22 protein-coding genes are annotated in these 25605 nt (G+C 46.4%); 7 read left to right on the forward strand and 15 right to left on the reverse strand.

All coding sequences use genetic code 11. The features are described 5' to 3' along the window. Positions 1 to 112 precede the first annotated feature (112 nt). The 7 genes from QMZ65_RS20240 to QMZ65_RS20270 all read left to right on the forward strand — a co-directional run bounded on the left by QMZ65_RS20240 (position 113) and on the right by QMZ65_RS20270 (position 7052). Positions 113 to 1429, forward strand: a complete 1317-nt coding sequence (locus tag QMZ65_RS20240; protein WP_283216575.1) for a type II toxin-antitoxin system HipA family toxin — start codon at positions 113 to 115, stop codon at positions 1427 to 1429. Next, positions 1426 to 1761: a helix-turn-helix domain-containing protein gene (locus QMZ65_RS20245; protein ID WP_283216576.1), complete on the forward strand. Its 336-nt coding sequence runs from the start codon at positions 1426 to 1428 to the stop codon at positions 1759 to 1761. Before QMZ65_RS20240 ends, QMZ65_RS20245 begins: the two co-directional genes overlap by 4 nt. Next, positions 1748 to 2224, forward strand: a complete 477-nt coding sequence (locus tag QMZ65_RS20250) for a YbaK/prolyl-tRNA synthetase associated domain-containing protein (RefSeq protein ID WP_283216577.1) — start codon at positions 1748 to 1750, stop codon at positions 2222 to 2224. The genes QMZ65_RS20245 and QMZ65_RS20250 overlap by 14 nt, the downstream gene beginning before the upstream one ends. A gap of 66 nt (positions 2225 to 2290) precedes the next feature. After that, positions 2291 to 3088, forward strand: a complete 798-nt coding sequence (locus QMZ65_RS20255; protein WP_160832717.1) for an ABC transporter substrate-binding protein — start codon at positions 2291 to 2293, stop codon at positions 3086 to 3088. Between the two features lie 170 nt (positions 3089 to 3258). Next, on the forward strand, positions 3259 to 4374 hold the full coding sequence (locus tag QMZ65_RS20260; RefSeq protein WP_283216578.1) for a succinylglutamate desuccinylase/aspartoacylase family protein: 1116 nt from the start codon (positions 3259 to 3261) through the stop codon (positions 4372 to 4374). A 267-nt stretch (positions 4375 to 4641) separates the two neighbouring features. Then, positions 4642 to 5958: a glycosyltransferase gene (locus tag QMZ65_RS20265; protein WP_283216579.1), complete on the forward strand. Its 1317-nt coding sequence runs from the start codon at positions 4642 to 4644 to the stop codon at positions 5956 to 5958. Next, the gene (locus QMZ65_RS20270; RefSeq protein WP_283216580.1) at positions 5955 to 7052 is read left to right on the forward strand and encodes a hypothetical protein; all 1098 of its coding nucleotides are present in this window, start codon (positions 5955 to 5957) and stop codon (positions 7050 to 7052) included. Before QMZ65_RS20265 ends, QMZ65_RS20270 begins: the two co-directional genes overlap by 4 nt. A 730-nt stretch (positions 7053 to 7782) precedes the next feature. On the opposite strand, the gene gnd is transcribed toward QMZ65_RS20270, so the two are convergent. From gnd to QMZ65_RS20345, 15 genes are all read right to left on the reverse strand, one after another. Beyond that, a complete protein-coding gene (gene gnd / locus QMZ65_RS20275) occupies positions 7783 to 9192 on the reverse strand; it encodes an NADP-dependent phosphogluconate dehydrogenase (protein ID WP_283216581.1) in 1410 nt (469 codons plus the stop codon). Between the two features lie 130 nt (positions 9193 to 9322). Further along, entirely contained in the window at positions 9323 to 10096 is a 774-nt protein-coding gene (locus tag QMZ65_RS20280) for an ABC transporter ATP-binding protein (RefSeq protein ID WP_283216582.1), read from the reverse strand. A 4-nt stretch (positions 10097 to 10100) separates the two neighbouring features. After that, positions 10101 to 10901 carry an ABC transporter permease gene (locus QMZ65_RS20285; RefSeq protein ID WP_283216583.1) on the reverse strand — a complete coding sequence of 267 codons (801 nt, stop codon included), beginning with the start codon at positions 10899 to 10901 and terminating at the stop codon, positions 10101 to 10103. Beyond that, positions 10901 to 12196: a rhamnan synthesis F family protein gene (locus QMZ65_RS20290; protein WP_283216584.1), complete on the reverse strand. Its 1296-nt coding sequence runs from the start codon at positions 12194 to 12196 to the stop codon at positions 10901 to 10903. The genes QMZ65_RS20285 and QMZ65_RS20290 overlap by 1 nt, the downstream gene beginning before the upstream one ends. Positions 12197 to 12212: 16 nt before the next feature. Beyond that, on the reverse strand, positions 12213 to 13118 hold the full coding sequence (locus QMZ65_RS20295; RefSeq protein ID WP_502921540.1) for a glycosyltransferase family 2 protein: 906 nt from the start codon (positions 13116 to 13118) through the stop codon (positions 12213 to 12215). A gap of 85 nt (positions 13119 to 13203) precedes the next feature. After that, the gene (gene rfbC / locus QMZ65_RS20300) at positions 13204 to 13752 is read right to left on the reverse strand and encodes a dTDP-4-dehydrorhamnose 3,5-epimerase (protein ID WP_283216585.1); all 549 of its coding nucleotides are present in this window, start codon (positions 13750 to 13752) and stop codon (positions 13204 to 13206) included. Next, positions 13752 to 14633, reverse strand: a complete 882-nt coding sequence (rfbA, locus tag QMZ65_RS20305; RefSeq protein ID WP_283216586.1) for a glucose-1-phosphate thymidylyltransferase RfbA — start codon at positions 14631 to 14633, stop codon at positions 13752 to 13754. The genes rfbC and rfbA overlap by 1 nt, the downstream gene beginning before the upstream one ends. A 40-nt stretch (positions 14634 to 14673) precedes the next feature. Continuing rightward, the gene (gene rfbD / locus QMZ65_RS20310; protein WP_283216587.1) at positions 14674 to 15561 is read right to left on the reverse strand and encodes a dTDP-4-dehydrorhamnose reductase; all 888 of its coding nucleotides are present in this window, start codon (positions 15559 to 15561) and stop codon (positions 14674 to 14676) included. Continuing rightward, positions 15561 to 16640 (reverse strand): dTDP-glucose 4,6-dehydratase, encoded by a 1080-nt coding sequence (gene rfbB / locus QMZ65_RS20315; protein WP_097116655.1) that lies wholly within the window; start codon positions 16638 to 16640, stop codon positions 15561 to 15563. Before rfbB ends, rfbD begins: the two co-directional genes overlap by 1 nt. A gap of 432 nt (positions 16641 to 17072) precedes the next feature. Beyond that, positions 17073 to 18086, reverse strand: a complete 1014-nt coding sequence (galE, locus tag QMZ65_RS20320; RefSeq protein WP_283216588.1) for a UDP-glucose 4-epimerase GalE — start codon at positions 18084 to 18086, stop codon at positions 17073 to 17075. Positions 18087 to 18130: 44 nt separating this feature from the next. After that, positions 18131 to 19024 (reverse strand): UTP--glucose-1-phosphate uridylyltransferase GalF, encoded by an 894-nt coding sequence (gene galF, locus QMZ65_RS20325; protein ID WP_283216589.1) that lies wholly within the window; start codon positions 19022 to 19024, stop codon positions 18131 to 18133. A gap of 309 nt (positions 19025 to 19333) precedes the next feature. Beyond that, the gene (locus QMZ65_RS20330; RefSeq protein ID WP_045832317.1) at positions 19334 to 20674 is read right to left on the reverse strand and encodes an MOP flippase family protein; all 1341 of its coding nucleotides are present in this window, start codon (positions 20672 to 20674) and stop codon (positions 19334 to 19336) included. Beyond that, positions 20671 to 21894, reverse strand: coding sequence for a glycosyltransferase (locus QMZ65_RS20335; protein WP_283216590.1), 1224 nt, complete (start codon positions 21892 to 21894; stop codon positions 20671 to 20673). The genes QMZ65_RS20330 and QMZ65_RS20335 overlap by 4 nt, the downstream gene beginning before the upstream one ends. A gap of 3 nt (positions 21895 to 21897) precedes the next feature. Further along, positions 21898 to 23160 carry a colanic acid biosynthesis pyruvyl transferase WcaK gene (gene wcaK / locus QMZ65_RS20340; RefSeq protein ID WP_097116651.1) on the reverse strand — a complete coding sequence of 421 codons (1263 nt, stop codon included), beginning with the start codon at positions 23158 to 23160 and terminating at the stop codon, positions 21898 to 21900. A 197-nt stretch (positions 23161 to 23357) separates the two neighbouring features. Continuing rightward, entirely contained in the window at positions 23358 to 25568 is a 2211-nt protein-coding gene (locus tag QMZ65_RS20345; RefSeq protein ID WP_034825254.1) for a phage tailspike protein, read from the reverse strand. Positions 25569 to 25605: the final 37 nt, after the last annotated feature.

Here is a 25605-nt window from a genome sequence, read left to right on the forward strand (position 1 = left end):
TTGTGCATTATGCTGCTCAAAATTTTCGTTTCATAAATATTTTGAGCAGCAAACTTCTCAAAAAAAGCAAAGCTAGTTAAAATCGAGCAACATACTGCTCATGGTGGTTAGCATGCTTACCCTACAGATCTACCTTGATGGAAACTGGCACGACGTTGCCGAGCTTGATGTTAAAGAGCCTTCTAAAGGTCGTGAAAGCGCAGCACTTCTTGCTTATGACTTCAATTATGCAGCTGAACAGCTCGATCGAAACGATATCGCTAGCTGTAGTTTGAATTATCCCGTAATGCTGATAGGCAGCCATTTTGCGCAGCCTTGGTTTGGTTTCCTCGACGATATTGTCCCAGCGGGAGCAAGCCGACGTTATTGGATTCAGCATCTTGGTTTACAGGGTAAATCTTCAGCTGAGCAAGATTATGCACTATTGAAAGCCGGCACAATTGCGCCTGTTGGAAATTTACGCATCAAAGATTCCCTACCCCAACTCCCTGAAAATAGCCAACTCAAGACTCGTCGTTTTCCTGCCGAATGGGCGATTGAGAGAGATACTGATTTTCTTGAATATGCACAACAAATGGGGGCCGCCAGCGGCGGTGCAACAGGTGCGGGAGGGGAAGCGCCAAAACTGCTGCTACGACGGAATACTAACAGCGAAGTGTGGATTGATACCTGGCAGGATGATCAACTGAACCGGGATACCCCTTATCTGGTTAAGTATCCGCGTGGTTCAAGAAGCCTAATCGACTGCGACATCCTGCGCGCAGAATATCATTTCTACCATGAGTTACAGGCTATGGGTGTCGAGACGATTGATACGCAGGAGATGTTGCTATGTGAAGGTGAACGTTACCCCTCTCTTTGGCTACCACGCTTTGATATTGCGTTTGTTGAAAACAGAAAAGTCATGTACGGGCTTGAGTCCATCTATTCGCTAATGCAAAAACCACCGGGCAGTTATCTCAATCATTTTGAGGTCATTCGCTGCCTGGTTGAGCGATTAGCCTTAACAGGTGCAGATCGCGAAAAATTGGTCAGTGAATGGGTCAAGCGTGACATGCTCAATGTTGCATTTGGTAATTCAGATAATCATGGGCGTAATAGTGCCATTCTAAAGAAACCATCAGGCATGTGGCTTGCACCGGTATATGACTTCGCACCAATGAAAGCGGATCCAGAGGGCGTGGTGCGAACGACTCAATGGGGTTCACCTTACGAAGAAGGTGGCCTTTACAATTGGCAGCTGATTGCTCAACAGCTCAACGAGTTTATCCCTGAAGCCTCATTACTCAATTCGTTGCGTGAGTTAACCTGCAAGCTCACTGGGTTAAAATCCCGCCTTGCCGCTCGGGGTGTACCACAGTCAATTCTGGAAATGCCTGGCATTGGCTTTAACTATCTCGAAGAACGTATCGCGGGGTGGCAAATATGAAGAAATCGATGACGCCTTTTGAGCGAGAAGCGATGCTGCTAGGCCTTCTTCAGCAATTTATTGAGGAGAAGTTAACTCATGGCCAACTCTTAATGCAGCTTCGTAAAAAGGTGCTGGGATTTTCACAGGAACGCTATGCCAGCTTAGCGGGCATCAGTCGTCGCACGTTATCTGACGTTGAGCAGGACAAAGAAAGCATCACGCTGACTACGTTGAATCGCGTATTTAAACCTCTTGGATTGAAACTGGGCTTGCTGCCACGCCAAAAACATATGATGCAGGAATTACTCAGCAATCTTACTCAACAGGGAGCCCCTGATGACCACTCATGAAAAACTGATCGTCCTGCTCGACCAGCACAACGCCCGTTATCGCGTGATGGAACATCCCGCGACTGGCAAATGTGAGGCTGTTGCTGATATTCGCGGAACTGAAGTGGGACAAGGCGCCAAAGCATTGGTGTGCCATGTCAAAGGTAACGGTATCAAACAGCATGTGCTGGCGGTTCTGCCGGCTGATCAACAGGCGGATTTGAGCAAAGTGGCCGAAGCGGTTGGCGGTCGTCGTGCTTCGTTAGCCTCTCCGGCTGAAGTGGATGCGTTAACCGGCTGCGTGTTTGGTGCTATTCCACCTTTCAGCTTCCATCCTGATCTACAACTGGTCGTCGACCCGCTGCTGTTTGAACGCTACGACGAAATTGCCTTTAACGCTGGGCTGCTGGAGAAATCCGTGGTGCTGAATGTGGCAGATTATCGTGCACTGCATAATGGTAACGTGATGAAAATAATCTGCTAATTGCCATGGCGGACCGTGATCGGTACTCTGCGTTATTCCACATCACGAAAAAAGAAGACCGAAATTATGGCAAGTTCTCGTTTTACTGCCCGCCTGCGTCAGACGCTGGCGCTGGCTGTGCTGGCAGGTTGCGCATTTGGCGCTCAGGCAAAGATTGAACAAGTACGCTTCGCGGTTGATCCAACCTACCCACCTTTCGAATCCAAAACGCCACAAGGCAAGCTGGTTGGCTTTGATATCGACCTTGGCAATGCGTTGTGCGAGCAGATGCAAACCAAATGCGTGTGGGTTGAGAGCCAGTTCGACGGCATGATTCCAGCGCTGAAAGCCCGCAAGTTTGATGCCATCCTGTCGGATATGGGTATTACTGAAGAGCGTCTGAAACAGATCGACTTCACCGTGCCGCTCTATGATACGCACACCCAATTAATTGCACGCAAAGGCTCTGGCCTGCTGCCAACGGCTGAATCGCTGAAAGGCAAAACGGTTGGTGTTGAGCAGGGAACCGTGCAGGAGCGCTATGCACTGGCAAAATGGCAGCCACACGGCGTGAACGTGGTGCCTTATGGCGATCAGGCACAGGTTGAAAGTGATTTGATCTCTGGTCGTCTGGATGTGGTATTTACCGATGCAGCACAGGCAGCTAACGGCTTCCTGAAACATCCGCAAGGCAAAGATTTCGAGCTGGCTGGCCCGATTGTGGAAGACCCGATTATCGGTCCAGGTACAGCGATTGGACTGCGTAAAGGTGATGAAGAGCTGAAAACAGCCCTTGATAACGCCTTTGCTGAAATCAAGAAAAACGGCACTTTTGACAAGATCCAGAAGAAGTACTTCGCCACCGATATCTCGATCCAGCATTAATCAATGCAGGGGCGGTCTTCAGGCCGCCCTGTTCGCGCTGCTAACATGAGCAAGCGCAAATTTAGCGGCTTCATACCCGCTCATTTTCACAGCAGCACTATAATTCCAGTCAATAAAATTAATCAGGCACGACGTTCAGCGTGCCGTAGATACAGGACATCGACCGCGCCATGCAACAACAACATCATCCCTTGTTAAGTGCTTCCCTCGGTACACAGCGCGAAATCGTCAGCTTTCATTTCGGTACCGATTCCCAGCAGCGCGTCTACATTCAGGCGGCACTGCACGGTGATGAACTGCCGGGTATGGCGGTGGCGTGGTATCTGAAACACAAGCTGCTGGCACTGGAATCGGCCGGGCAGCTCAAATCCAAAATTACGCTGGTGCCGGTGGCAAATCCGCTGGCTATGGGGCAACACTGGCACGGCAGCCATTTGGGCCGATTCCATACGCTTTCAGGTCAGGATTTCAATCGCCGTTTCCCGGCGTTAGGCGATACCCTGGCTGAAGAGTTGGCCGGTTCGTTGACGCAAAGCGAGTATGAAAACAAGCGGCTGATCCGTGATGCCATTGATCGCCATTATCGCGATCGCATTGCTAAAACCGAACTGGATGCGCAGCGCTTCACGTTGATGCGAATGGCCAGCCAGGCCGATTTGATGATTGACTTGCACTGTGACTGGGATGCATTGCCACATCTCTACACCACACCGCACGCCTGGCAGGACATAGAACCCTTAGCGCGTTGGTTAGGTAGTGAAGTACAGCTTCTGGCCCAAATCTCTGGTGGCGAGCCGTTTGATGAAGCCTGCTGCGAACCATGGCTGACGCTGGCCGAGCGGTTTGGTGGTGAGTATCCAATGCCACGTGGTTTGTTGCCAGTGACGCTGGAGTTACGTGGTGTGGCGGATGTGTCGCCTGAACAGGCGGAGAAGGATGCGGATGCGATTATTAACGCGCTGATAGAAGGTGGCTACATTGCGGGTGACGTGAGTGAGTCCCCTGCTCTGATCAACCCTGCAACGCCGCTGGCGGGTTGTGAGTATATTCATGCGCCGCATTCTGGGCTGTTGTTGAATCGCCGTGAATTAGGCGAGTGGATCAAGCCGGGTGAAGTAGTGGCTGAGATTGTGGACCCGATTACCGACCAGGTTACGCCGCTAGTGGCAGAGTTTGGTGGGGTGCTGTATGCAAGAAACCTGATGAAGTTTGCAACGGCGGGGATGCTGGTGGTGAGACTTGCAGGGGAGAATGCGGGGCGTGAGGGGGAGTTGTTAGTGGTTTGAATATAATAATTTTCGTCATTATTATTCCACTTAAATCACAAACCAATTAAGATGTTGACTGAGGTCATTTTTAACTCTGTATCAACATGAACGCTGTCATTTAAAGAGTATTCTATAATATCAATTAGTCAAAGGTATTAGAAAGTTATGTTGAAATCTGAACTACCTATAGGCATACTTATTACATTATTAGAATACCGTTAAGGATTATTAGAAATTTAAAATAATAAGTTACATCAAAAAATGATAGGTAATTAAGGATATAACATGAATAAAAAAATCAAACTCATAATAGGAAAATATTTTCCAAAAGATCACGTTAATGAAGATAAAGAAAACACAAACAGCCAAACTCAAGACCAGCCCGAGAGCTTATTAACCACGCTCGCAACTCTTAGGCCTGAATTATCTAAAAAATATATTAGCTCAATCTTGATTAATGAAGAAAAATACTTGAATTTCTATGATGATATCAGACTTGCCAACATATCAGCAAGCGATCATTATTTTACATATGGCTATAAAGAAAGGCGCGAGTTATTTGAGCCAGACTTCAAAAACATATCCAAAACGGCTCGCTTAGAAAATGGAAAATCGGTATTCTATTTAGAAGCACCAAGAAATAACGCGATATTTAAATACAGAATCAGCTTTAAAGAAAAAAATAATAAAAATTCAATTTTCTTAGATCAAGAAGATTCAATAATAGAAATCACTCTCGCGATTTTTAAAGCAAAAGAAATTACTTTTGTTCGTCCTAAATACGGAAATGAAAAAATAAATTATATTATAAATATTTGTAAAATCCTTAATGTAAGAGTGATCATTGATTACGATGATTTATTATTACCTGAGTTCACACACCTCATTGGCGCTGTAAGATCGGGTGTTTCGAATTTTGAGGATATGCATAATGAACTGATCAAAGACTCTTCAATTTTGTTAAGTGCCGATGCAGTGACTTGCTCTACACATGTTATTGCCGATTCACTTTCAAATATAGTGGACGACGTCAGTACTTGTAAGAACAAGCTTCCAAAAGAATATTTCATTTCAAGAGGAGAAGTTTTAGCTAAAAAAATCGAAGGTAAAATAAAAGTTTTATATCTTTCTGGTTCGAAGACACATTTTAAGGATTACAGTTTAATTAGCGGCCCTCTTTTAAAAATTTCTCAAAATCATCCAGATTCATTCACTTTAACTCTATTAGGTGCAGTATCCAATCAAAAACACATATTTTCTCACTTTGGATTAGAATGCAATATTATTCCCCTTCAAGAATTTCAAGAAATGCTTAACATTATCAGAGAACATGATATTGTATTAGTTCCTTTAGAAAAAAATAAATTCAATGATGCGAAATCAAATATTAAATTTATTGAATCAGCCTCTCAAGGTGTAGCAGTAATGGCTTCATCTGTGAATGAATATTCTGATTGTATAAAGACATTTGAAAATGGGTGGTTATGTAGTACTGAAGAGGAATGGTTGAATACCCTTTTACATTTATTATCCAACCCAAATGAAATACTTAAAACTTCATTAGCAGCATATGACTCTGCTTTAACGGGATACAGCATATGAATGAGCAAGTTATAAATGGAATCTATACTACAGAAAGTGATGATAAATCTCAAGAACGCTTACTATATTTACCTATCAACAAATCTCATTTTGAACTTGCTCTAATACTAACCAAAGAGAGTAAATTCCAAAGTTATATATATGCAGAAAATTATCAATTAATTGCAAAGGATTATATCGAAGATAACCCAAACAGTAGAGTAAAATTCATCTTTGACAAGGTATCAATAGCCGGACTACTCCCAAGCATGCATAAACTAATAGTGTTTGTAGGGTATGTTATACCATCGCTACCAAAAGTCTTTAATGAAATTATATCTACATGCTTAAAGGTAAGGATTCCTATCATAGAAGTCCCACATGGAATGTTTCAAACCGGAATAAATATATCTGATGATTCAAAATTAATTAGTATCCAATCTCAATTTTTAGGGATTGGTAGTGCATTACCTTCTATTTCCGATAAAAAATTGTTTTGGTTTGGAAATTGTGGTTTTGGGTATCCTAGAACAGTTAAACGTCACGCATTGAATGAAAGACGCTTACCAAAATTCACTTTAATAACATCCAATACAAATTGGTATTTATATTCGCATAGTGACAAGAGACGTTTCTACACAGAGGTTTTCAAATACGCAAAAACAAAACCTCTTGAATTCTTCATTTGGTGTCCACACCCAGCAGAACTTAGTAGTGAAGGGTTTAGTGCAGGAGCGTTAAAATACCGTCCTGCAAATATTTTTATCTATGGGGAAAGTAATGATATTTATTTTCATGATTTAGACAGCGCGGACGATTTGATTGCACACTGTGATTATGCGATCTCTACTATTAGTACGTGCTTGCTCGATTATGAAATTTTCGATAAAAGAGTCAATCTATTCACATGTATTGGCACTCAAAATTTAATGAACATTATATCTCAAAAAAGCACATTTAATTCTCATAAAGAGATTACACATAATGCAACTTATTTAAAAACTGGTTTACTAAAAGAGTTCAATTCAGAACTTTATGACAATATGATATCCGAGGATATCCACATCGAAAATAAATTTAAGCATCAATTTATAACTTCTTTCATGTCTTGTTAGTGTCTACTTAACTCAGCCTCAACATGGGGCTTTTGACCTAATTTTGACTTGTCATACATTCTAAATTAGATATAAAAATAATCAAATAGGGTAATATGCTTACGCTTTTGTTCTTTAAATTCCTCACAAAAAATCGAGGTCATAAAAATTATCACCAAGTTAATATTTGTTTACCTGCCAGTCGTAAACTCTTTTAAGTCATCTAATACACACATAGACTTTAATATGTGAACAGTTTATTAGCACCAACTTAGAGTATTGGTGATAATTTCACCAACCAGACAAGCACTTAAAAACAGTTTAGTCTTACAATTTAACTACTATGCTAAGTTAATCAGAGAGATTTTTCACTTTAGGGTACGAGTTAAAAAAACCAAGCTATATCCATGAAAAATAATTTCACGATGTAAATTATCTCTAAAATATAGAATTTTTTAAATTTTAAAAAGATTAGGGATACAAGGCTGTATCTTTCCACTTTCAGCCTATAATTTATTTCATTTTATCGATATACACCTCGGTTACTCATATATCATCAAATATGATAAAGGGTGAAATTGGCAGAGCAATCAAAGTAACAAAAATAAAATATTTCTCAATCTTTTAAGATTGAAAGGAGCATTAATTAAAGTTAGAAATTACATAGAATTACTTTATGCAAAAAAAACGTCAGATGCTGCGCACCTGACGTTTATATGGTTAAAATATGGATTTCTATAAAGTTAGTGGTTTATTCAAACCACTCGGTGTGGAACACACCGTCTTTATCAATACGCTTATACGTATGGGCACCGAAGTAGTCACGTTGAGCCTGAATCAAATTCGCAGGCAAAACTTCTGAACGGTAACTATCGTAGTAAGCGATTGCAGCAGAGAAGGTCGGTGTTGGGATACCGTTCTGAATCGCGTAGGAAACTACATCACGCAGCGCTTGCTGGTATTCATCAGCGATATTCTTGAAATATGGGTCAAGCAGCAGGTTAGCGATGTTTGCGTCTTTCGCGTAAGCATCAGTAATTTTCTGCAGGAACTGTGCACGGATGATACAGCCCGCACGGAAGATTTTAGCAATCTCGCCGTAGTGCAGATCCCAATTGTTTTCTTCAGAAGCAGCGCGCAGTTGTGAGAACCCCTGTGCATAAGAGACGATTTTGCCCAGATACAATGCACGACGTACTTTCTCAACAAACTCAGCTTTGTCGCCGGTGAACGCTTTTGCCTGAGGGCCGCTCAGCACTTTAGAAGCCGCAACACGCTGTGACTTCAGAGAAGAGAGATAACGAGCAAATACTGATTCAGTGATCAGTGACAGTGGTTCACCCAGATCCAACGAGCTCTGGCTAGTCCACTTACCAGTGCCTTTATTCGCTGCTTCGTCAAGAATCACATCAACAAGATATTTACCGTCTTCATCTTTCTTGGTGAAGATGTCTTTGGTGATGTCGATGAGGTAGCTGCTAAGCTCACCATTGTTCCAGTCGGTGAAGGTCTTAGCCAGTTCTTCATTGTCAAGACCCAACGCGCCTTTCAACAGAGCATAGGCCTCTGCGATCAGCTGCATGTCACCGTATTCAATGCCATTGTGCACCATCTTCACATAGTGACCGGCACCGTTTGGACCGATATAGGCAACACAAGCTTCGCCATCTTCAGCACGCGCAGCAATCTTACCAAGAATTGGCGCAACCAGTTCGTACGCTTCTTTCTGGCCCCCTGGCATAATTGAAGGGCCTTTCAATGCACCCTCTTCGCCACCAGAAACACCGGTACCGATAAAGTTGAAGCCTTGATCAGACAATTCTTTATTACGACGGATAGTGTCCTTGTAGAAGGTGTTACCACCGTCAATCAGGATGTCACCCTTGTCCAAATGCGGAGTCAGAGAAGCGATAGTCTTATCAGTAGCCTCACCAGCCTGAACCATCAGCAGAATACGGCGTGGTTTTTCGAGGGATTCAACGAACTCTTCAACGGTATAGAAAGGGGCCAGTTTCTTACCCTGACTATCAGCGATGACTTCATCGGTCTTTTCGCGAGAACGGTTGAAGATAGACACTGTGTAGCCGCGGCTCTCAATGTTAAGAGCCAAGTTACGGCCCATGACTGCCATACCGACAACACCGATTTGTTGCTTGGACATTATCTACTCCTGTCTGAAGTTACCATCACAAACTCAGATTTGTGATTAAAGTGGCAAATATGTTAACTCATCTACCATCACTTTAGGTAGTGAATGGTGCGATGCTAAAACACACAATAAAAGTGGATGATTACGCGTCGGTTAACAAATCGCCTCTTTGGATCTTCGATTTGAAATACAATGGGAGAACCTCCTCTGGCGTACCATCCATTTTCACTGTGCCGTGTTCCAGCCAAAGAATTCTTGTGCAGGTTTTTCTTAACAATTCATTACTATGACTTGCAAGAATTAATATTTTTGTAGCATTGATGATATTGGTTAACCGGGTTTCCGCTTTTTCTTTAAAGCCTTCATCACCGACGGATAACCACTCATCCATTAACAGAATTTCAGGTGTAAAAATGGTGCTAACACTAAAGCCTAAGCGCATTTGCATACCTGATGAATAAGTACGCACCGGCATATCGATAAAATCGCCCAAATCCGTGAAATCGATAATTTCTTCAATTCGTGCATCAATCTCTTTTTTCTTAAGACCCAAAAGTGCACCGCGAATGTAGATATTTTCTCTACCGGTAAACTCTTGGTTGATACCTAATGAAATTGAAATTAAGGAGCCGATGTCGCCTTCAATCGTTGCACTGCCACTTGTTGGGTGATAAACCTTGCTAAACATACGCAGTAAGGTCGTCTTACCCGCACCATTGTGCCCAATCAACCCCACTCGCTCGCCATCTTTGATCTCGAAATTAAGGTTATTGAGTGCAGAAACAACGACCTTGCCATCATGCTGGCCAACCTTGCCGCCAGTGGCAAAATTTATAAAATTCTTTTTAATCGATCTTGCCTGCGCGTTGAATATTGGGAAATCAATGCCGACATTTTCAAACTTGATAATAGCCATAATATTAAACCCAATAAGGAACGCGGTATTTATATCTACTGGTCATTGCAATCGAGAATGACAAACCAACTATTGCCATAACAGCCGCGATAATGTAACTGCTTGTCATCGGTATTTCACCCAACAGCGGGCTTCTCACCAAATCAATGAGATGATATAGCGGATTAAAGTTCAGGAGCATAGCTGCTGAACTATGTGAAAGCAGCTTTGGCATCCAAATGATAGGTGTCAGGTAGAAAATGACTTGCATGATGCTAAGTACAATTTGTGTCATATCCCGGAAGCGTGCACAAATCATTGAAAGGACCATTAACACCCAAGTCAAATTTAATACGAGTAGTAAGAAACCGGGCACTGCCAGAATGACGGTCCAACTAATATTTTTCTGTACAGCAAGCAAAACTAACGGAAAAATAACAATATTGTGAAGGAAGATAAGGAAGTTTTTCCAAATCACACGCATGACATGAACATATAATGGCACCGGCAGTTGTTTAATTATGCCTTCTGAAGAAATGAGCGCATCGCACCCTTCAGATATGCAACTTTGAATGAATGTCCATGTAATAAGACCTAAGGTGAGATAAGGCAAAAACTCCTTAACGTTAGTCTTAAAAAGATTACCAAACACTAACCCCATAGTTGTAATCATCACAGCCATACTGATGGTTATCCAAAAAGGACCCATCTTTGACCGCTTGTATCGCATACGGATGTCTTGCCCACCCATCACTTTTACAACATGGAAATTTTTTAATGCGGAAGTGAAGTCGTCCCACCCCACAGACTTCATTTTATTAGTCATTACAAGATTCCAAATTGGTACGCCAGTCGATTCAATCCGACCAGGAATTTATCTCCACACAGACGCGCCAGGATAAGCGTCATAAACTCTTCTTTTTGTGATTCTTCAAGTTGGTCTCTTAACTTGATAATATCATTCATATTGCATACACATCGAAACATAAGATCCAACTTTATAATTGGAAGCCCTACATGGTGCAGAGCAAGGCAGTTTATGTGGATTTGCGAACCTAAAGTAAATTCATCTAAATATAAAGAAATCAGTCTTTGCTTAAACTGGGCGTTTAACTCCCCTTCTTTATGGGAATAACTTTTAAAAAAATTAACAGCTTCTAAATAATCGACTTTGCTAGATTCTAACTTACTGTATTCCTGCTCAATAGCATGGTACTTACTCAAGTCATTACTAGCAAAAGCAAGACTTTTTGCTCGTTTATTAGCTAAAATGTATTTATTGTAATATGAAGAAAGAACTTCATCACCAGCTATTAATCCAGTAATCGATCTATTTCTCCAGGAACTCTCACCCTCTCGTCTATAATAGTAATAGCTTTCATATAACGCCTTGTCATTGCTTAATTTCCTTTCCATAAATGAAATGTTAAACAATGATCTAAAGTTTTGTTCAGAGCTTACCAGAGATTTAAGCAGTTTGCTTAAGCCAAATTCTCCACGCTTGATTACTAAAGGTCTTACATTAGATGATTTATAATTAAACCAGAAGTTTTTAAATTTAACATTACGAACAATTTTACCCGCAACTGAGATACAAAATGATCCCAAATGATGCGAATGCTGGCTATTTTCAGTGGCACCCAGCACTTCAACATCTGTATTGAAGAGATTATGAACAAACTCTGGCAGCCCATGCTTAGAAAAAAATACGCTATCATTGATAATCAGCAGGCGTTCACACTTATCATGAAAGCCTTTATCAAAGAAATACTTCATTCCCGCTTTATAGCTACCGAAATCGCGGCCGTAGTTGTCGCGCTCTATATATACATCTACCAGTTCTAATGGATAGTTATGCTCTTCAAGCCGTAGTGTATTCACCGCAACGACGAATACATTGTTCCGTTTTGCTTCTTTAATTAACTCTAAGGTATCATTTCGAAGAGATGATTTCTCATAGAGAGCTAGAAGCATAACCTTACCACCGGTAAAGTCATTTTTAATTTTCACTTGAGCATACTTTTTAGTTTTGATGTCATCACGAATGGATAGGACACCATAATATAAATAGATTATAATTTTCAGAAAGAATCTGTTAATCATATAAATAATACGTTTCATTTTGCACCGTCGATGGTTAAACTAATTTTCTAAAGACATTCATAATGAAGAAAGCGCATGTCTCAATAAAGTTCTGCCGATAAAATCCACCAATAATAAAATTAGCGACTCTATTTGTCAGACCACTATTCAGAGCAGTAAACCTGTCATAGTCTAGTTTATTATCTGTTGGCATCTTGTGTTTAATGCACTCAAGCGCCATGCAGTTCGTTTTACTCCAGGATTTAAACTCCCCTGCAAACAGTCGATTAAAACGCGTGACTTTGGACATCATTCCAGTATTACTGCCCACAAGATTCTGATCATGTTGTCGGTAAAGTATATAGGGCTGTTGATCATAAATTACAGTCCCATCCATAGCGCTGCAAACGATATACATAATCCAGTCGTGAGAAACAATTTTCAAATCTGCTGGGAGGGTTTCAAAGATCGATTTTAGCTCCCGATTGAAAACCATGGTGTTACCACCCGCATAGCTTTGCAATAATGCATTTTTGAAATGAAATGCTTTTAAGAAGCAGGGTGAAAAGCCAATGCTATTCTCGTTAGAATCAATCAATTTAGTACGAGAGCCGTAAAGTCTGAGCTTGTTCAATGAATCTAATTCAGAGGTTAACTGGTTCACAGCAACTTCAAGTTTGTTTTCAATCCAGATATCATCTTGATCACAAAATGCATAAAATTCAGAGTCAATATCTTTACGATTTAGTAAACTATAGAAATTAGCAGCAAATCCTTTCCCAGGCCCTGTAAGCAAAATGACTTTATTATCTGGAAATTGTTGGGCAAACTTCTCAATTAGTTCACAAGTTTTATCCGTTGAACCATCATCTGAAACTATCAGCGCCCAATTTTTATAAGTCTGGTCAGCAATTGACTGTAATTGCTGCTCTATATATTTCTCGCCATTATAAGTACCCATTAGGATACTTATTGTTCCTTTATCGCTCATCATCATCAGCTACATAAAAAAGGATGAGTAACATTCTCATCCTTAGTTTTAGGAATCAATCAAAGGTTACTGCGTGTGATAATGGTGTTCCGTCTTTATCTTTCGCGGAAAGAGCAGGACTATCACCTTCTGAGATCGGCCAGTTAATATTTAAATCTGCATCATTCCAGAGTAAAGAATGCTCATGCTGAGGATTATAATAATCGGTACATTTATAGACAAACTCAGCACTTTCAGACGTCACATAAAAACCATGAGCGAATCCTTCAGGCACCCATAACTGGCGTTTATTTTCAGCTGAAAGGTACACACCTACCCATTGTCCAAAGGTGGGCGATGACTTTCTCATATCAACCGCCACATCGAAAACTTCGCCAGCGACAACGCGTACGAGCTTACCTTGCGTGTTTATAGTCTGATAATGCAATCCACGCAGAATGCCTTTTGAAGACTTTGAATGGTTGTCCTGCACAAAAGTACGAGGAGAAACTTGCTCTTCAAATTTCTTTTGCTGCCAGGTTTCCATAAAGAAACCGCGCTCGTCACCGAACACCGATGGCTCAATAATTTTGACGTCAGGAATTTCAGTATCAATAATCTTCATTATAATTTTCCGTTGTATAACGCCATCAAGTATTTGCCATAATCATTTTTGAGTAGCGGCTGTGCGAGTTCTTTCAACTTCTCTGCATCAATAAAGCCCATGCGATAAGCAATCTCTTCCGGGCAAGCCACTTTCAATCCCTGGCGAGTTTCAATCGTCTGAATAAAGTTATTCGCTTCCATTAAACTCTGATGCGTTCCTGTATCAAGCCACGCATGTCCACGTCCCATGATTGAGACAGACAGTTCACCCTTCTCAAGGTAAAGGTTATTGATATCGGTAATTTCCAACTCACCACGTGGAGAAGGCTTGAGGTTCTTGGCCAATTCCACAACGCTATTGTCATAGAAATAAAGGCCGGTCACTGCGTAGTTACTTTTAGGCTCAATGGGTTTCTCAACAAGAGAAATCGCTTTCCCGGTTTTATCGAACTCCACCACGCCATAACGCTCTGGATCATGCACATGATAAGCAAACACCGTTGCGCCCTGTTTCTTGTTTGAGGCCTCTTCCAATTGCTTATGCAGATCATGACCATAGAAGATATTGTCGCCAAGAATCAACGCGCAGTTATCATCACCGATGAACTCTTCACCCAGAATAAAGGCTTGGGCTAAACCATCCGGGCTTTCCTGGACTTTATATTGAATCTTCAAACCCCACTGAGAACCATCACCAAGCAGGCTTTCAAAACGTGGCGTATCTTGCGGGGTGCTGATGATCAGAATATCGCGTATCCCCGCCAGCATCAGCGTGCTCAGCGGGTAGTAGATCATCGGTTTATCATAGATAGGCAATAACTGCTTACTCACTGCCATCGTTACTGGGTAGAGGCGTGTTCCTGACCCGCCAGCAAGGATGATTCCTTTTTTACTCGTCACAACGTTATCCTTCAATTTGTTAATCTGACTCTAACAACACTCAGTGATAAATTTCATCCAACATACGAATAACCCCAACCTTCCATTCAGGGAGGGTTAGATTAAATGCAGTCGTGAATTTGCTGGTGTTCAGTCTGGAATTTAGTGGGCGTTTAGCTGGCGTCGGAAAAGCGCTAGTATCAACGGTGTTAATGGCTGTGGCTTTGATCGGTAGGCCCTTTCCACGCACATGCGCAATGACTAAGTCTGCATAGGCATGCCATGTGGTAACACCCGAAGCAATCAGGTTGTAGATTCCGCTCTTTTCGGGTTCAGCCAATGTGGTTCTGATTGCGTGCGCTGTGCAATCTGCGATCAATTCAGCACCCGTTGGTGCGCCGAATTGGTCATTAATCACCGACAAGCTTTCGCGCTCTTGCGCCAGGCGGATCATGGTCTTGGCGAAATTATTGCCTTTGGCAGCATAAACCCAACTGGTGCGGAAAATGAGATAGTTTGGGGCGTGCTTAACAATCGCCTCTTCGCCCTGACGTTTGGTTTTGCCATAAGCATTGAGCGGAGATGTCTTATCATCTTCGCTCCACGGGCGTTCACCGCTGCCATCAAAGACATAGTCGGTCGAGTAGTGAACCAATAGAGCGTTTACATCACGCGCTGCAATCGCCAGCGCTTCAACACTGGCGACATTGATCAGCTCAGCATTCTGTAGATCGCTCTCGGCTTTGTCCACCGCGGTATAAGCGGCAGCATTGACGATCACATCAGGCTTGATATCGCGCACTGAATTCGTGATACCCTCTGGATTAGTCAAGTCACCACAGAAGTCCACGGAGTAGCGGTCTAGCGCAATGACATCACCCAAAGGTGCCAATGCGCGTTGGAGTTCCCAACCCACCTGACCATTTTTACCCAATAGCAAAATTTTCATTAGCTACGTTTCTCGTAGTTTTGTTCAATCCAATTCTGATAGGCACCGCTTTTAACGTGCTCAACCCACTCATGGTTGTCGAGATACCACTGAACGGTTTTGCGAAGGCCAGTTTCGAAGCTTTCCTGCGGTGTCCATCCTAAATCTTTTTCAATCTTCGCTGCGTCAATCGCGTAACGGCGATCGTGACCAGGGCGGTCAGCAACATAGGTGATTTGTTGAGCATACGGCGTATCTTTCGGACGCAATTCGTCCAGTAATTCACAAACTGTGTGAACCACTTCGAGATTCTGCTTCTCATTATGGCCACCGATATTATAGGTGGTACCCGTTTTAGCCTTCGTCACCACGGTATACAGCGCACGTGCATGATCTTCGACATACAACCAGTCGCGAATTTGGTCGCCCTTGCCATAAATCGGTAAAGGTTTGCCTTCCAATGCGTTGCTGATAATCAGAGGAATGAGTTTTTCCGGGAAATGATACGGGCCGTAATTGTTGGAACAATTAGTGACCACCACTGGCAAACCGTAGGTACGTCCCCAGGCGCGAACCAGGTGGTCACTCGCAGCTTTGGTTGAAGAGTAAGGGCTGCTTGGCGCATATGGCGTTGACTCGGTGAACATCGGAAGCTCGCCTTCCATTTCATCCGGATGCGGCAAGTCACCATAGACTTCATCAGTTGAGATATGATGGAAGCGGAATGCGCTTTTACGATCTTCAGGCAATGCCATCCAGTACTGGCGGCTGGCTTCTAGCAAGGCGTAGGTGCCAACAACGTTAGTCTGCACAAATTCAGCAGGCCCGGTGATCGAGCGATCTACGTGACTCTCTGCAGCGAGATGCATAACCGCATCCGGCTGATGTTCTTCGAATACTTTAGACAAAGCAACGCCGTCGCAAATGTCGACATGACAGAAGGTATAACGGGAATTATCACTGACCGTTTTAAGCGATTCGAGGTTTCCCGCATAGGTCAGTTTATCGACGTTAATCACCTCATCACTGGTGTCATTGATAACATGACGGACCACAGCTGAGCCGATAAAACCTGCACCACCAGTAATTAAAATCTTCATGACGTTGGACTATTCCTGACATTGCGACCGTATCCCGGCCAGAGGAGAAATAAACACCCCACATTAGCAATGGACAAAGCTACCGCCCTTGGGTTGCAGCTCCCAACATGCTGATGTGTGTAATACCGATCTTTAAGCTTAGTGCGATTTAATCGAGCTGAGCACTATTTGCTTGAAATAATTTTAATTCTTCAGAGTTAATTAGAAAGAATTGATTATTTCGGAACTTGAATTTTACCACCGAGGTCATGTGAACACGAACGAAATGGCCTTTGGCATCAAGTGATGGTTCAATTATTAACCGATTGTGCGATGAGGTGTAAGAGGATCGTCTACCTGTGACCAAACTGAAGCAATCAGAAAGTGACGAAAAGCAGGAGTAAGTCAAATCAGACGCAAAAAAAAGCGGACATCAAGTCCGCCTTCATCGTATTACTTAAACCCATCCGGATTCTTACTCTGCCAGTTCCACGTGTCGCGCATCATCGCATCGATCCCACGCGTTACCCGCCAGTCCAGCTCGGTGTTCGCCAGACTTGCATCCGCCCAGAACGCCGGCAGATCGCCATCACGACGCGGCTTAAACTCAAACGGAATCGCCTTACCAGAAGCCTTCTCGAACGCTTTAATCATTTCCAGCACCGAGAACCCTACCCCGCCGCCAAGATTATACGCCTTGTAACCGGTGACTTTCGGCAGATGATCCAGCGCCTTCAGGTGGCCTTCGGCCAAATCCACCACGTGGATGTAGTCGCGCTGTGCGGTGCCGTCTGGCGTGTCGTAGTCATCACCAAACACGCCCAGCTTCTCCAGGCGACCAATCGCCACCTGCGCGATGTACGGCAGCAGGTTGTTAGGGATGCCAGTTGGGTCTTCACCAATCTCGCCTGACTCATGCGCGCCAACCGGGTTGAAGTAGCGCAGCGCGATGGCTTTGAAATTCGGGTCAGCTTTAGCGAAATCGCGCATCACGAATTCGATCATCAGCTTAGAGGTGCCGTAAGGGCTGGTGGTGCCACCGATTGGCGTGGTTTCCACGTAAGGAACCGGTGCATCGGCGCCGTAGACGGTCGCTGAGGAGCTGAAGATAAAGTTCCACACGCCAGCAGCGCGCATCTCTTCCAGCAGTACCACGGTGCCTGCCACGTTGTTCTCGTAGTATTCCAGCGGCATGCGCGTGGATTCGCCGACGGCTTTCAACGCGGCGAAGTGAATCACTGCCGAGATATCGTTGGCGGCAAACAGGTCACGCAGGCAGGCGCGATCGCGGATGTCGCCTTCAACGAACACCGCTTTCTTGCCAGACAGCTTCTCCACGCGATTAATGGCTTCACGCGAAGCATTGCAAAGGTTATCCAGGACTACAACGTCGTCACCGCGCTCTAACAGCGCCAGCACCGTATGGGAGCCGATGTACCCTGCTCCGCCCGTTACCAAAATAGCCATGTGTACTCCTTTAAACCGCGCAAGCGGCGCGGCATGAGAATGGATTATTTCGCCAGAATTTTCTGGATAGCGTCGCGGAAATCACGACCCTGCGCGTTGTTACGCAGACCGTAAGAGACGAATGCCTGCATGTAGCCCATTTTTTTACCACAGTCGAAGCTGGTACCGGTCAGCAATTGTGCATCAACCGGTTTTTTCTTACTGAGTGATGCAATGGCATCGGTCAGCTGAATACGCCCCCAAGCGCCCGGCTCGGTGTTTTCCAGCTCTTGCCAGATATCCGCAGACAGCACATAACGACCGACCGCAGTCAGGTCTGAATCCAACTGGCCCGCTTCTGGTTTCTCAACAATGTTAGTAATAGTGCTGATGTCGCCTGGGTTATCGATCGGCGACTCTGTAGTCAGAACACCGTATTCAGTCAGGTCTTCGCCCGGCATGTGTTTTGCCAGTACCTGTGAGTGACCGGTTTCTTCGAAACGAGCCACCATTGCCGCGAGGTTATAACGCAGGTGGTCAGCGGTTGAGTCATCCAGCAGCACATCTGGCAGCACCACCACGAACGGGTTATCACCGATCATCGGGCGTGCACACAGCACAGAGTGGCCCAGACCCAGCGGGTTCGCCTGACGCACGTTCATGATAGTCACGCCAGGAGGACAGATTGATTGCACTTCGCTCAGCAGCTGACGTTTTACGCGCGCTTCAAGCAGCGCTTCCAGCTCATAAGTGGTGTCGAAGTGGTTTTCCACTGCATTTTTGGAAGCATGGGTGACCAGCACAATCTCCTTGATGCCCGCTGCTACACACTCGTCAACGATGTATTGAATCATTGGTTTATCGACGATTGGCAGCATCTCTTTCGGGATAGCTTTTGTTGCAGGGAGCATATGCATACCGAGACCCGCAACCGGGATTACTGCTTTAAGCTTGGTCATATTTATTCCATTTCATGAAGTGAATACGTGGGGTCGATTATGCAGGATCGGCCGGTGCAGCAAGTATAATCTTTATCTGAAAATCCGGCACTAACTCTCTGTCACGACATCAAAAATCGCCAAAACGCCTGGCTGCCGCTTCGCCTGAGACACGGAAAATGAACCGGCTAAACTGCTGAAAAACAGTGAGGGATTGATGGAAAAAGCACGGGTGATAAGACCATTGATTTGCAGAATGGATGAGGGGGATTTGGCGCGGGCACTCGCTCAAAGCTCATACCCGCGCTGATAGCGTCGTTATCCTAAAACCTACAACCAGCCCTCAAACCACTCCGGCATCACGAACAGATTGAAGTGATTCACCAGCATCATCAGGCCGACAAACACCACCGACACCGAAACCCACTGGCGGGCATACGGCATAAAGCGGATACCAATCACCGGCTTGATAAAGAACGGATGGGCGAAGGCAGAAATCAGCACCTGCGAGATGGAGAGCGTCAACGCCACATACAGCACGTTCGGCCAGATGTAGGTTGTCGCCAGTACCACGACCACCACCAGACTCGCCACAATATTCCAGTAAAACTCGACGTTAGTCTTGCCGTTCGCCTGGGAAATCGCGCCGGTTAAGCCCCCCATCGGACGCAGCATGCCGAACAGCAGCATCAGCGGAATCAGATGGTAAACCTGCTCATGCGATGCGCCATACAGCACGCGTACGATGACCGGAGACAGAATGCCAATCGCCAGATACATCGCGCTGCTGAACAACATGATGACGAAGGTGCCTTTCAGGAACAGATTTTTCAGCTGCTCCGGATCGTGCTGCTTCTCGGCGAAACGCGGCAGTGCCAGACGGTTAATCACCGGCGATACCAGTTTCAGTGGCTGCAGAATCAACTCTTTTGCCAGCGAGTAGATCCCCAGCATCTCCGCGCCCATCACTTTACCCACAATCAACGCATCCGCCTGGGTACGCAGCTGGTTGATGGTCTGAGAACCGAGCTGATAAATGCCGTAACGCACCGCGCTGATGAAGGTCGCCCCTTCAAACTCCCACGTCGGGCGCCATGACTTCTCCCCGAAGTAGATCATGCACAGGATGCGCGTAAAGGCATTGATGAACAGCCCAAGGATGGCCGCCGCCACCGTGAGCGAAGTGAAGTAGAGCATCGCCACGGTACAGATGAACGCGAACAACTTGGTGGCCATCTCAATCTTCGCCAGCGTCACCATACGTTTGGATTTCACATAGTGCGCCTGATACTGCGACAGATGTCCCAGCACGAGGAAGTTGAGGCTGGTGAGCATGATCAGCCCGGTCAATTCAGGCAGGTGATAGAACCACGCCACCGGGAAGGCAATTGCCAGCATAATCAAGCCGGTACACAAGCTGAGTGAGACGTTGACCCAATAAATCGTACTCTGCTGGCGGCGGTTGATGTCCTGGCGATGCACGATGTAGCTGCTCATCCCCATATCCTGCAACACCGTTGCCACCGCCAGAATGGCGTTGATAATGGCTAATAAACCCAACTCATGCGCTTCCAGTTTTCGCGCCAGAACGCTGAGCTGTAACACCTGCAGCAATGCCGCGAAGCAGGTACTGCCAAACAGCCAGACGGCCTGTTTTTTTAATCCGCTCACACCATGCGCTCCAGAATTTTAGCCAGCTCGCCATAAGCGATGTGCTGATTGAACTCGGTTTCCACTTTGTGTCGCGCAGCAGCCACGACCGGCGCGACATCGACATCACCGCGTGACAGACGCAGCAGCGTGTCAGCCAACTCTTCGGCATCGTTTTCGGAGACCAGCCAGCCGCTGACGTTGTTCTGAATCAGCTCCGGGATGCCGCTGTGATAGGTCGAAACCACCGGCAGCCCCACCGCCATCGCTTCCATCAACGCCACCGGAATGCCTTCCATGTCGCCATCGGCTGCGGTTTTCGACGGTAGCAGGAAGATATCAGCATCATTCAACGCCTGACGAATCTCCTCCTGCGGCTTGAAACCAGGCATAGTGACAAAGGCTTCCAGTCCGGCACGCGCGATGTGTTCACGCATCATGCCGTCCTGCTCACCGTTGCCGATGATGGTGAACTCGAACTGCCCACCGTTGTTGCGCAGAATTTCGCTGGCTTTTACCGCCACGTCTAAGCCCTTTTTCTCGGTCAAACGCGCGACCGAAACAATTCGCAGCGGCTGATGAAACGCCTCACGCGGCTTGAAGTTAAACTTCTCAGGCTCGATGCCCATGCGCGTCACGTGCACCTTCTCACGTGGACAACCCATCTCAATCAGCTTGTTCTCCCACAAATGGCTGATGGGTAACATCAACTCGCTCTGTTTGAACAGGTTGACGTAATCGAGCTTGTGCTCTTCGAGAATGTGACGGCGCGAAATATCCGCGCCGTGGAACACCGTCGCCTGCTTGCCTTTCAGCACGCCGAGCTCACGCAGTTTGTTGGCCAGCGCACCGGCATAACCAAAGTGCACCAGAAACACATCCGCGGTGAAGGTTTGCTTCGCGTTAGCAACAATCGCCGGCAGCAGCAGCTTTTTCGCCTGCTGGCCGTAGCGGCCGACGTTGAGTGATTTGATTAACGCCGGCTTCGCGATTTTCGGCAGCATCAAACCAATGCGCTGCGTCAGCTTATCGAGATTCGAAACTTTCTCTTCCGGCAGTAAATAGTGAGTTTTCGCCGCCAGATTGTAATCATCGAACGCGGCGTGGCGATTGATCATATCGCCCGGAAACACGGAGATGATCTCCACGTCATAGCCTGCATCGATGAAATGCGTTACCTGATTGAGGACAAACGTCTCAGAGGCAACCGGAAAACGCATGGTGAAAAAGGTCAGCTTCATCACTTACCCCAGCACGTTGAGAATTTCTGCCGTAATGCGGTTACCAATTTCACGCTCCTGCGCCACCGCGGTGTCCACTTTGCGTTTCACGTTGTCGTAGTCCGCCAGTACGGTTTGTACTTTATCGATCAGCGAACCATCCATCAGGCTCTGCACGTCGGTGGCCATCTGCGGCAATCCAAGCTGTTTCATCACGCCGAGCGATTTGTGCTCATAGTTGATTGCCACGGCTGGGGTACCGAAGTTCATGGAAATGATGGCGGAGTGCAGGCGGGTGCCAATAGTCAGGTGACAATGGCTTAGCAGGATGCCGAGTTCGAGGTCGTTGAACTCGTCCATGATGACATGGTAATGATCGGGATTATCGACGTGATCACGCAGCGTCAGCGCGACCATGCGGTCGTCTTTGGCGTAGCTGTCGATGCCGGTACAGGTAGAGAAAGCCACCACCTGATAGCCTTCAGCAATCATCGCATTGATGACTTTCCCAAAGGCCGCTTCGTACTCTTTCTGCGTCACGCCGAGACGTTTATCGAACGGTGCCAGTTCACGCACGGTGATGGCGATGGTTTTACGCGCGCTGATGATGTTTTTCCAGTGCAGCAGGTTGTGGCTCGGATTCTCCACATCGCGTGCTTTCACCAGGAAGGCGGTATCGACGCCCTTCTTCACGCGGCTGGTGGTGACGCCGTCTTGTTTCAGGCGATCGAAGCTGACCTCTTCACGCAGCACCAGGCTATCGACGCGATCAAACACGAAATTGGCCAGCGCATTCACGCGGGGGTTCTCAAAGGGTCCCACGGAGTGACCGACCATGTGCAGCGGCTTTTTCGCCATCAATGCACAGAGCGCGTGGTCAAACTGCGTCACACCATAAAGATCGACGAAGAACGAACCGCCCACCTGAATGATGGCGTCATACTGTTCCAGACTTTTGGTGAACTGCGCCAGATGGGGCGGCACAGAGAACGATTTGTACAGGCCACCCTTGCCCAGATGCGCCATCATGATTTCGGGCATCAGGCGGTTGGCCACTTTACGTTTAACGCTGCCCACCAGCCCTTTCGCTGATTTGCTGTTATGCAGAAACAAGGAATCCTGCTGGATATCCTGTTGCAATAAGTACCCGGAGCTTGTTGGATAACGACTGATCACATCAATATCGAGGTCGCCACGCGCAGACTGCAAAGAGTCGATCAGTCCACGTAAAATCGCGCCATCCCCACGATTTCCACAGGTATGGTTTCCCACCAATAAAATCTTCATAAACACTCCAGAAAAATTTTTTTAATTTTTTACAAGCCACGTCATTTCCTGCACGGGCAAAGTGAACTCTGTGTTAAAAAACTGCAATGGGAACAATGCCCAAAATAGAAAATCTGTCCTCGAACGGGCGACCTGCAGGCCGCTCCCAACCTTTCCCGGAGAGGGCGCAAACGGCTGCGCCCTCTCCGGTTACTGCATTACGACTTCACCGCAAAATAGGGTAACGCCACCTGTTCGCCGTTAATCACCACCGAGACAAATCCTTTCGGCTCACGCGTATCTACCTGCTCCGGTTTCAGCGCGCGCGAGGCCAGCAGCAGATCGCCCTGCTCGTTACCGCCTATACCCGCTTTACCGTTGTGCAGACTGAAGCGCTGCGGTGCTTGCTGGCTGCCGCTGGCAGGACTGCCCTGCGCCATGGTGGCATCCACACGCGCACAGCGTCCGGTAAGGAAGCGGTCCTTGGCGGTGCTTTTAATCAAAATAGCGGTGGTGGGTGTCCAACCAGCCAGCTTGACGAACACTTTCGTGTCCGTCTCTGAGCGCGGTTCAAAGCGGACATCCACCACGGGTGAACTGCCTTCGGCAGACCAGCTGGCTTCCGCATTTTTGGTTTTGCGTTGCAGATGAATAACCGCACGACCGCCGGTGCCTTTACCATCAATGACGTTCATTAAGGGCTGATTAGCCGTGCCATTATTGAATTGCGATTGACCAAACACCTCGATCTCCCAGCTGTCTCCCACCGTAGGTGAGTAGAAGTTGCCGAGTTCAAACCAGGTTTCCTGGTTGGTGTTATTCGCCAGGCGGAAGCGTGAGGTGATGTAGTTGTATTTCAGGCTGCCATCGATGGCGACACCGTAAGATTCCACGCGCGTGGATCCCATCTCCCAGATGTTGAGCCAACGCTCGCCTTCCATCGAGTTGTCGATCCAACTCCCCGCCTGCAGGTTGGTCTGGCGCATGTTCAGTCGCGAGTTGTGCGCAATCAGCGGATTTTTACAGTCTTCAATGCTGAGCGCATCGATAATCCACTGCCCATTGGAAATGTCACCGGGAAACTCACTGTGCTCGATCCAGCCGTTATGAATGATCGACTGGCTGCAACGTGGCAGATTCAACACCTTACCGCCTTTACAGTGCTGAGCGTTGAAGTTGGAGAGTTCAATCGCCGTGCTGTGATCCCAGGCGCCAGCCTTTTGGCCCGACCAACTGGCTTTGATCACATCACCGGTACAGGCATTGGCGTACCACTGGTCGATTTTACAATCCAGCGTATCCAGTAAGCTCAACGACACTCCGCCAACCTGATTGAGTCGCAAGCAGGCACCACGGAAAAATTGCCCGCCGGGACACGTGTTGCGGAACAGCCCCTGCTTATTCGGTCGCTTGTCGTTTTGACCGTTGAAAATCAGATTGGAGATTTCAGTCCAACGCGCGTTCACCTGGAACAGGAATTCAGAGCGACCGTCTGAAGTCAGCGTGGTCGCCGGGAAATAGCCAAAATTGACCATCGCGCCGGAGATACGGAAGTAGCGTCGTTCTTCATTACCGAAATCGCACTCGGTGACGAAGAAATTGCCTGCCGGGAACTGCACACAGATCTGCTGATTGGCATCAATTGACCATTGATACATGGCTTTTATCGCCGGTGCGGCATCGGTTTTGGCATCGGCAATAGCGCCAAAATCGAACAGCGTCAGGCGGTTAAAATCTTCAACCACGCGACGCCAATAGAAGCCTTTACCACTGAAGATAACGCCGCCATCATCTTTGCCGTCACCAAAAGCGCCAACGAATTCCCCGCCGCCCACTTCTAAGCCTTCATGCCAACTTTTCAGCTTGATTTTGGCACCCGCGAACAGCGGACGCGTTTTCCTTAACTCCTCAACCGACGGGATTTCGCCAATCAGCTGATAGCCATTCGGCTGCGCCAGACGTTGACTAAAGTTACTCGGATTCGGTCGTGAAACATCTGCAATCGAAAACAGCGTATTCCCTTGATCGTCTTCCACCACCATGGAGTGAGCAGGATTGGCGATCAACGCTGCATTATCGTGAATGAATTGCGCGAAGTTGCCCTTATTTAGCGCAATAGGCTGGCTGATTTGTGACACTTTACCGCTGGCATCGCGCAGGAAGACTGGAATCTGATTGCCCGCTTTGCTGGCATCCTGACCGGCCTGCCCGATCCACAATTTGCCCTCAAAGTTCTGCCAAAACTGTGGTGGCATGGTGTAGACATTTTCTGGCGTTAAAATTGGTACATCGCCCTGCGGTACGCTGGACGGATCGACAGCTTTCAAAGCCGGTTGACCACTTTTTGCCGCATAGCTGGAAAATGCGCTCACTGAGAGCGCGGCAACAATGGAGGAGGCTGCAGTTTGCAAGACTTCTCTTCTTTTCATGCTTTCAATCCCGTGGTCATGGGGCTGCGTAACAGCC

The organism is Pantoea sp. EABMAA-21 (genome assembly GCF_030053335.1).
Lineage (GTDB): Bacteria > Pseudomonadota > Gammaproteobacteria > Enterobacterales > Enterobacteriaceae > Pantoea > Pantoea communis.